Genomic DNA, 9,227 nt, shown 5'->3' on the forward strand with positions numbered 1-9,227 from the left:
TAGACTATCCTAGTGGTCGCGATGGGCGGCCATCGCATCGCGCCGAGTGTGGTTTCGGCCTCCCCGCCACCCCTGATCAGGACTCCCGTGGATCCCAGCTTCGTCCATCTGCATCTTCATTCCGAGTACTCTCTCGTTGACGGCCTGGTGCGAGTGAAGCCGCTCGTGAAACGGGTCGCGGAACTCGGAATGCCCGCGGTCGCCATCACGGATCAGTGCAACCTGTTCGCGCTGGTGCGCTTCTACAAGGCTGCGATGGCGGCGGGGGTCAAACCGATCGTGGGCGCCGATCTTTGGGTGCGCAACCCGGACGACCCCAACCAACCGCATCGCCTGGTGGTGCTGGTGCAGAACGACCGTGGCTATCGTCAGCTCACGCGCCTGATCTCGCGGGCCTACGTCGAGGGTCAACACCTGGGGCGGCCCCAGGTGGAACGGGACTGGATCGAGGCCGCGGCCGAGGGCCTGATCGCGCTCTCCGGCGGAGCACGGGGCGACGTCGCGCACGCCCTGCTGAACAACGATCGCGAGGGCGCGCAACGTCTGCTCGAGCGCTGGGTGGCGGTCTTCGGTGATCGCTACTATCTCGAGGTGACACGCACCGGCCGCGAGCAGGAGGGCGAACTGCTCGAGGCCAGCGTGGATCTGGCGCTGCGCGCCAACGTGCCCCTGGTCGCGACCAATGATGTGCGGTTTCTCGACCCGGGCGATTTCGAGGCACACGAGGTGCGGGTGTGCATCCACGAGGGTCGCACCTTGGTCGATCCGCGCCGTCCGCGTCGCTACAGTGCGGAGCAGTCGCTGCGCAGTCCGCAAGAGATGGCCGAGTTGTTCGCCGATCTGCCCGAGGCACTGGAGAACTCGGTCGAGATCGCGAAGCGCTGCAATTTAGAGTTGAAACTCGGCCAGAATGTGTTGCCGGAGTTCCCGGTGCCGTCCGGGATGAGCCTGGATGAGTATTTCGCCGCAACCGCTCACGCGGGGCTGCAGTGGCGCCTCGAACGCATCCTCGACCCCGCCGATCCGGAGCTGGACGCACGGCGCGAGCGCTATCGCGAGCGACTCGAACTGGAACTGCGGGTGATCACTCAGATGGGGTTCCCGGGATACTTCTTGATCGTCGCCGATTTCATTCAATGGGCGAAGGCGCAGGGGATTCCGGTGGGGCCGGGTCGTGGCTCGGGCGCGGGCTCGCTGGTGGCCTATGCACTCAAGATCACCGATCTCGATCCGCTCGAACACGATCTCCTGTTCGAGCGTTTCCTCAACCCCGAGCGGGTCTCCATGCCCGACTTCGACGTCGACTTCTGCATGGAGGGGCGCGACCGCGTCATCGACTATGTTGCCGAGAAATACGGTCGTGAGTCGGTGTCCCAAATCATCACCTTTGGCACCATGGCCGCGAAGGCCGTGGTGCGCGATGTCGGGCGTGTCATGGGCCATCCTTACGGCTTCGTCGATCGCATCGCCAAGATGGTGCCCTTCGAACTGGGCATGACCCTGGAAAAGGCCCTCGCCGAGAGCGATGATCTTAAAGCCGCCTATCGGGATGATGAGGAGATCCGTGCCCTCATCGACATGGCGCGCAAGCTCGAGGGTCTCACCCGCAACGCCGGCAAGCACGCCGGTGGGGTGGTGATCGCACCGACCAAGCTCACGGATTTCGCCCCCCTCTATTGCGAGCCGGGCGGTGAGAATCTGGTGACCCAGTTCGATAAGGATGATGTCGAACAGGTCGGGCTCGTCAAGTTCGACTTTCTGGGTCTGCGCACCCTGACCATCATTGATTGGGCGCTCAAGACCATCAACGATCGACGCGCCGCCGCCGCGGAACCGCCGATCGACATCGAGCGGATCGACCCCTGCGACGCGACCGCCTTCGCGTTACTCAAACGCTGCGAGACCACCGCCGTCTTCCAACTCGAGTCACGCGGCATGAAGGAGTTGATCAAAAAGCTCCAGCCCGACAGTTTCGGTGACATCACCGCACTGGTCGCGCTCTATCGCCCCGGACCCTTGCAGTCCGGCATGGTTGATGACTTCATCGATCGCAAGCACGGTCGTGCCGAGGTCGCCTACCCGCATCCCGCGCTGGCCCCCATCCTCGAGCCCACCTACGGCGTTATCCTCTATCAGGAACAGGTGATGCAGATCGCCCAGGTGCTCGCGGGCTACTCGCTCGGCGGGGCCGACCTCCTACGCCGCGCGATGGGCAAGAAGAAACAAGCGGAAATGGATCAACAGCGCGCCATCTTCGAAACGGGCGCGACCGCGCGCGGGGTTGACCTGGAGATCGCGACCCACATTTTTGATCTCATGGACAAATTCGCGGGCTACGGTTTCAACAAGTCGCACTCCGCCGCCTATGCCCTGGTCAGTTATCAGACTCTCTGGCTGAAGGCGCATTATCCGGCGGCCTTCATGGCCGCGGTGCTCAGCGCCGACATGGACAACACGGACAAGGTGGTGCATCTGATCGAGGAGTGCCGCGCACTCGGGTTGCGGGTCGAGCCGCCGGCCGTGAATCGCTCGTCGTATCGGTTCACGGTGGCCGATCCCACCACCATCGTCTACGGGATGGGTGCGATCAAAGGCGTTGGCGAGGGGGCGATCGAGACCATCGTCCAGGCGCGGGCAGAGGGTCGGGTGTTTGCCGACCTCTGGGATTTCTGTCGACGGATCGATCCGCACAAGGCCAACCGCCGTGTTCTGGAGGCCCTGATCCGCGCTGGTGCGCTCGATGAACTCGGCGCGAATCGCGCGACCCTGATGGCCGAGCTGCCGCGTGCACTCAAACTTGCCGAGCAGCATCATACGACCCAGGCGGCGGGTCAAACCGACCTCTTCGGCATCATGGAGGCGGTGACGGTGACGGCGCCCGACCCGCAACTTGCCGCGATCGAGCGGGTCGATTGGGAAGACGAACAACGCCTCGCGGGCGAGAAGGAGACGCTCGGTCTGTATCTCACCGGGCATCCCATCGACCGCTATGAGCCGGAGATCGTCGCGATGGGGGTCAGCCGCATCGCGGCGATCCTGGACATCGACCGCGACCTCGCGCGTCGTGACCGGCGTGACCGCGAGAAGCGCAGCCTCGTGGGCCTGGTGGTCGCCGTGCGGCATGGCAAGACCCAGCGCGGACGGATGGGCTCGGTGGTGCTCGATGATCGCACCGGCCGCATCGAGGTGACGCTCTTCTCCGAACTCTACGAGCAATGGCGTCATCTCCTGGTTCCGGATCAGATCCTGCAAGTATCCGGTACGGTCAACTTCGACGAGTACCGGGACCGCTGGTCGGTGCGGGCCGAGGAGGTACGAACCTTTGAGGCGGCCCGTGCCGCGCGGGCCGATCATCTCAGCTTGACGCTGGATCTTGCCGATCCCGCCGCGCACGAGATGGGCGCTGAGCGGGTTGAGGCCATGCGCGCCGCGCTGATGACCTTTCGCGACGGAACACTTCCGATCCGCTTGCTCTATCACCGTCCGGATGCCAGCGGTGAATTGGTGCTTGGCGACACCTGGCGGGTCGAACCGACCGATGCCCTGCTCAAACGCCTGCGCCACATCCTCGGGGCGACGGCCGTGACCGTCGTCTACGAGCGCTCGCCCTGGCCGTTCACGCCGGTCGAACCCCAGCACCTGCCTCTGGCGGCGGTGGGCTGATGCGCGCCGAGCGCCTGATCAGACGTCTCCTCGTCGTGGCCGTGTTGATCGCCGCGACCTGGTTGACGAGTGCCTTGATTGCCGACCTGCAGCGGGTGACGGTGCTCAAAACCGAGATGGCCGAACTCCAGCATATCCGCTATGGGCTGCTGGACGCGGATCTCTGGGTCGTGCGGATCGGGGCCATCCTCGAGCGCCGGATCGATGAATTCGACCTCAGCGCGGCGAGTCGCGAGGGCTTGACGAAGACCGTCACCGAACTGCTCGACACCATCATCCTCGAGATGGAGCGCAGCCTGCGCCAACGCAGTCCTCCGACCAGCGGAAATTGGTTGGATCAGCTGCAAGGGGCCTTGCAGCAAGGTCTCCAGGAACTGGTCTTCGATGTCACGCGACTGCGTGATCAAGTACCAGCCTATGCCGACGCCCTGGTCGCCCAACTTGACCTGCCGGTCGTGCAGGCGCAGCTCAAGACCAGGCTTAAGGACTTGCTCCAGCAGGCGCTGGCCACCAGCGGTGGTCCCGATCGTACCGCGCTCCAGGCGCTCTTGGCGCATCATGGTTGTGTTGATGTGCCGCTCTGCGTCGCGCGCATCGAAACAGCGATCGCCGCGATCGAACCACGGATCCCCAAGCAGCTCGGTGCGACCATTGGACTGGTCATGCTGCTGTTCCTAGTGGCGCTCACCAAGGGTGGATCAACGCAGTCCGGAGAAGCGGGCGATGGGAGCGCCGAACCAGGCGTCGCCGCACGCTCAGCCACCCTGAACGCGACACCTGTGCGGTTCGACCCCCTCCTGCTGGCCGGGCTGATGGCGGCAACCCTGGTGCTGCTGGTTGGCGGACTCACCACCCCCATGATCACGGTGGATGCGCGCCTTGCCGAGATCAGCATTCAAGTCCTGGGCGAGCCGATCGTCTTTCGCGACCAGGTCCTATATTTTCAGTCGAAGAGCATCCTTGATGTGATGCGGGTGCTGATCGACTCGGGCGGGGCTGACATGCTCTTCGTCGCCGTGCTCCTGACCCTCTTCAGTCTCATCTTCCCGCTGCTCAAGCTGCTGGCCACCGGGGTCTATGTCAGTGGTGTCCGGGGCGCGCGTGGGTCGGCGGTGGTCCGATTCTTCGCCCTGCGGTCCGGTAAATGGTCGATGGCGGATGTCATGGTCGTCGCCATCTTCATGGCCTATGTGGGGTTCGAGGCCGTGGTCGCGAATCAGCTGAGCGTCCTGCGGGCCGCCGGTCCATCGGTGGCCGTGCTGACCACCAACGCCACCGCGCTCGAGCCTGGTTTCTTTCTCTTCCTGTCCTTCGTCCTCGGCAGCCTGGTCCTCTCCAGCGTGCTCGATCGCTGACTCGGTGACGCGGACCGTCAGTCGGCGCGTCCGTTTTGAGCCAAAAGCTGACCAAGACCACTTTGACGCCCCCCATGTCGCGTAATAGTCTTCCACCACGGAGCTCGACGCCCGCGCGGCGCGATGTCCCGATACCAGGTCCGTTGGCATCACGTCAGTGGCGCACTCGGATCAAGAACGAAAACATGGGAGGAGTGCGATGAGACGTTCCATGCTGTGGCTGTTACTCGCCCAGTGGGTGGCTTGGTCCGGGCTGGCCCAGGCCCTGACCGGTGATGCCGAGGTCGGCGAGACCTTGGCGAACCAATATTGCGTGGCCTGTCACGGGCCCGGTGGGGTGGGGCTGGGGCCGATTCCCTCGCTTGCGGGGATGCCGGAGGAAAGCTTCCGGGAGACCATGAAGCTGCTGCGTTCGGGGCAGCGCGAGAGCACCACCATGGGGCAGCTCAGCGCGGAGATGACGGATCAGCAATTCGCCGATCTCGCGGCCTACTTCAGTGGGCTCGAAGCCGTCAGCGACCCACACGAGTCGCAACGTCTGCACCATGTCTCCGCCGCGGCCTGTCAATGGTGTCACGAGGACATCTACCGGCAGTGGTCGGGTTCGATGCATGCGAAGAGCACGGCCTTGCGCGATCCGATCCACGAGATGATGTACCGCCAGGAGGTGGGGGATCCGCGCGAGGAGGGCCAGCTCCACCAGCGTTCGCAGCGCTACCCGGTCTGTCTGCAATGTCACGCGCCGAACGCGGCGCAGGACGGTTCGACCAAGCTCGATGCCATGGCCGCCTATGCCGAAGGCGTGAACTGCGTCGCCTGTCATCAGATCTCCGGCTACAAGGGGGTCCGGGGCGAGGGCGGTGCACTGCGTCTAGGCCTGCCGGCTTACGAGACCTCTAGTGTCCTGCAGGGACCGACAGGATATCCGTTTGACAAGGTTAGAGCCTTCGAGGGACCGGACGACGCGGGCAATCCCCATGTCGATCAGCTCGACGCCTTCGGTCAGCGCGTCTCGGCGACTCTGCCGTTGCAGGGCAATCCGGGCATGTTGCGCAGCAACGAACTCTGTCTCGGCTGTCATCATCTGCGGCCCAATCCGCAAGGCGTGCCACTCTGCGCCACTGGCGATGAGTTCGAGGCGAGCGGTTCTCAAGTCACCTGTCAGTCGTGTCACATGCCGATCGCCGATGGGGTCGCGCACCATGGGATGGGTGGTGGTCATGATGTTGCCATGCTTGCCCGGGCGGTGCGACTCACCGTCGATCTCGAACCGATTGAGAGCGGGGTGCGCGCGCATGTCGTGATGCAGAATCAACTGCCGCACAAGATGCCCACCGGCGCCCCCTTCCGGAACGTGCAGGTTAAGGTGACCGCGCTCGACGAGAATGGCCGGGTGCTGTGGGAAAACTATACCGATGATCCCCAGAAGGAGGCGCCCGATGCCTATCTCTTCTATCAACTCGCCGATGACGAGGGCAACCCGGCGATGCCGCCGGTCGCCACGCAGGTGGGCATCGATTCACGCCTCGAGCCCCATGAGCGCCGCGTCTTAACCTATGAGATCCCGGTCAAGCCCGCCGTGGTCCGCGCCGAGATGCTCTATAACCTCGTCTTTAAGGGGATGAAGCCACGCGTCATGGAATACACCGACGACGAGACCTTGCTGGAGCCGAAGCGCATGGCCTTCTTCGAGGCGCGTCTCACGCCTTGAGGCGATGCGTGAGCGGGTGCCTGGAGGCAGAGCTCCAGGCGCGCAAGACGCGTGCGACCGGGACGGATTGGGCCGGCTCGGTAAGGGGGCCGAGTCGGCCCGGAAATGGTGTCTCACCACCATCAGGGGTCCCGCGGGGCCCCTAATGCTGTGGGGATGGATCAGGCGACGCTCGGTAATCCCGCCAGCGCCATCGCGACCTCGTCCTCGGCATAGGTCAGATCCTTCAACTTGCCCGCCAGATAATCCGTGTAGGCCTGCATGTCGAAGTTGCCGTGGCCGCAGAGGTTGAAGAGGATGGTCTTCGACTCACCGGATTCGCGACACTTCTCCGCCTCGATGATCGCGGCCTTCACGGCGTGGTTCGCCTCGGGCGCCGGGATGATCCCCTCGGCCTTGGCGAACTGGATCCCCGCCGCGAAGCAATCGAGCTGGTTGTAGGAGGTGGGCGTAATGTAACCGAGCTTGGTCAGATGACTGATCTGTGGCGCCATCCCGTGATAGCGCAGCCCACCGGCGTGGAAGCCGGGTGGGACGAAGCTCGAACCCAGGGTGTACATCCGCACCAGGGGGGTCAGTTTTGCCGTATCACCATAGTCATAGGCGAAGACCCCTTTGGTGAGGGTCGGGCAGGCCGAGGGTTCGACGGCGATGAGTTCGACATCGCGCCCGCCGCGCAGCTTTTCGCCGAGGAAGGGAAAGGCGAGGCCGGCGAAGTTGCTGCCGCCACCCGTGCAGCCGATCACGAGGTCGGGATAATCCCCCGCCATCTCGAGCTGCTGCTGTGCCTCGATCCCGGTGATGGTCTGATGCAGGAGCACGTGATTGAGCACGCTGCCGAGCGCGTATTTGGTGTCATCGCGCTGCGCGGCCAGCTCGACCGCCTCGCTGATGGCGATCCCGAGACTGCCGGTGCTGTCGGGATGCTCGGCGAGAATGGCCCGGCCCGAGGCGGTCGTCTCGCTCGGGCTGGCAATGCACTGAGCGCCGAAGGTTTCCATGAAGGCGCGCCGATAGGGTTTGTGGTGAAAGCTCACCTTCACCATGTAGACCACGATCTCGAGACCGAACATGGAGCCGGCGAGCGCGAGCGATGACCCCCATTGGCCGGCGCCCGTCTCGGTGGTGATGCGCTTAACGCCTTCCTGTTTGTTGTAGAACGCCTGCGGGATGGCCGTGTTGGGTTTGTGGCTGCCCGCCGGGCTGACGCCCTCGTATTTATAGTAGATTTTCGCCGGGGTGCGCAGCGCCTTCTCCAAGCGCCGAGCCCGATAGAGCGGGGCAGGACGCCATTGGCGATAGACCTCGCGCACCGGCTCGGGGATTTCGATCTCGCGCTCGGTGCTCATCTCTTGCTCGATCACGGCGCGCGGGAAGATCACCGCGAGATCGTCCGCCGTGATCGGCTGTTGCGTGCCGGGATGCAGCACCGGATCAAGCGGGACTGGAAGATCGGCGTTGATGTTGTACCAGTGGCGGGGAAGGTGTTGCTCGTCGAGCAGATACTTGACGGTGTCGCTCATGCTGTCGTCCGGCCTCGGGGTGAATGTCTCGCCGGCCGCCTAGGGAGCCGGTGTCTTTGGGTGCGCGTGCAAGTGTGCCAGTTTTAGGCGCGATCTTGAATCCCGTGGGATGGCGCCCGTGCGAGGGCTGCCCCAAACGGGTTGGCACCGCGCGCATGTAACGCGGGGTCCGCCGATGAAACGCGGCTTTTGGGTCCGCCGCTGCCGACGGGTCCGACGAGGGCTGATCCCTTGGTGGCGATGCGCCGACCTCGCGGCGACGATGCCTCTGCCACCCGTCCGGGTATCGCCAATTCGTCTCAGGATCATGAGATGTCTTGATATAGGTGCGTTTCGTGCTTTCATGATGATGAAGACACGGACTCGTATGCGTTCGAGTTGCGGTCAATGATGCCGTAAAAGATTATTAAATCAGAATCTTGAGCCAACGAGCCGCGGGTTTTTTCGTTGCAATCGAGAGGCGAAGGAACTTTCGACGGCTGTCACGAAATGTTCCCTTGACAATCGCTGAGAGGCTGTATAGGAACTAAATTATTGATTTCAATGTCATAAAATTCCGATAGCAGGCTCTCCCGGATTTCAGGGGAATGTGAAACCAATTTAAAAACAATTATTTAACGCTATATTTTGCGTACACATCAACTACGAAAAGTCGCTGAACACGAAAACTCTAACACATTGATTCATATTGACTCCACGCCGAAGCGAGCGTATCCGTTGAGATCCAAGCACACTCTTTGATATAGATGGGCGAGGTTGGTGATGCCGTAACAGCGTCGTTTGAGGACTTTCAATTGATTGTTGAGGCCTTCTACAAACCCGCTCGTCTGACGGTTGACAAAATAATGAGTGATCTCAGCGAAATGAGTTCTAAGCGTCCCAAGAAAGCGATCGAAACACCTGATTCCGCGATTCGAGACTTGTCGCATCCAGCGACGAATTTGACGTTTTCCTTGTCCTGTTGAGAGAGGCCTT

The 9,227-nt window shown here is 62.8% G+C and carries 5 protein-coding genes; 3 read left to right on the top strand and 2 right to left on the bottom strand.

What is annotated here, in order from left to right:
* Nucleotides 1-87: 87 nt before the first annotated feature.
* The 3 genes from dnaE (at nucleotide 88) to CKO25_RS19175 (ending at nucleotide 6,729) form a co-directional block, all read left to right on the top strand.
* Entirely contained in the window at nucleotides 88-3,663 is a 3,576-nt protein-coding gene (gene dnaE, locus CKO25_RS19165; RefSeq protein WP_200389561.1) for a DNA polymerase III subunit alpha, read from the top strand.
* The gene (locus CKO25_RS19170; protein ID WP_200389562.1) at nucleotides 3,663-5,018 is read left to right on the top strand and encodes a paraquat-inducible protein A; all 1,356 of its coding nucleotides are present in this window, start codon (nucleotides 3,663-3,665) and stop codon (nucleotides 5,016-5,018) included. Before dnaE ends, CKO25_RS19170 begins: the two co-directional genes overlap by 1 nt.
* A gap of 199 nt (nucleotides 5,019-5,217) precedes the next feature.
* Nucleotides 5,218-6,729 carry a multiheme c-type cytochrome gene (locus CKO25_RS19175; protein WP_200389563.1) on the top strand — a complete coding sequence of 504 codons (1,512 nt, stop codon included), beginning with the start codon at nucleotides 5,218-5,220 and terminating at the stop codon, nucleotides 6,727-6,729.
* 161 nt (nucleotides 6,730-6,890) lie between these two features.
* Here the strand turns inward: CKO25_RS19175 and CKO25_RS19180 are convergent, their stop codons facing one another.
* Together CKO25_RS19180 and CKO25_RS19185 are read right to left on the bottom strand one after the other, a co-directional pair.
* A complete protein-coding gene (locus CKO25_RS19180) occupies nucleotides 6,891-8,252 on the bottom strand; it encodes a TrpB-like pyridoxal phosphate-dependent enzyme (RefSeq protein ID WP_200389564.1) in 1,362 nt (453 codons plus the stop codon).
* Nucleotides 8,253-8,935: 683 nt separating this feature from the next.
* Nucleotides 8,936-9,227: transposase (locus tag CKO25_RS19185; protein WP_200389565.1), on the bottom strand; the 292-nt coding region annotated here is incomplete at its 5' end.

This window comes from Thiocapsa imhoffii, assembly GCF_016583985.1.
GTDB classification, from domain to species: Bacteria; Pseudomonadota; Gammaproteobacteria; order Chromatiales; family Chromatiaceae; genus Thiocapsa; species Thiocapsa imhoffii.